Origin of the sequence: Burkholderia sp. SIMBA_062 (assembly GCF_046534765.1) — a bacterium.
Taxonomy (GTDB): Bacteria; Pseudomonadota; Gammaproteobacteria; order Burkholderiales; family Burkholderiaceae; genus Burkholderia; species Burkholderia ambifaria.
The window spans coordinates 1-267 of record NZ_JAWRYD010000309.1; the positions used below are offsets into that span (position 1 = coordinate 1).

Consider the following 267-nt stretch of genomic DNA (forward strand, 5'->3'; position numbering starts at 1 on the left):
CCGGCTTCGGCGGCAATAACGGCTTCACCGATTTCAAGCGCATCGCCGGCATGCCGATCACGCATCCGGGCACGCGCACGGTGCTGTTCCTGCTGACCTTCGCCACGCTCGTGCTCGCGTTTCTCGCGGCGCGCGCGATCGTCACCTCGAAGCTCGGACGCGTGGTCACCGCATGCGCGACGGCGAAACGCGCCTGATGTTCCTCGGCTACAGCCCGCTCGGCTACAAGCTGTTCATCTGGACCGTTTCGGCGATGCTCTGCGGCAT

The 267-nt window shown here is 65.5% G+C and carries 1 pseudogene; it reads left to right on the forward strand.

The features are described 5' to 3' along the window. A pseudogene (locus tag SB786_RS36475) lies at positions 1-267 on the forward strand (ABC transporter permease subunit); the annotation flags it as partial.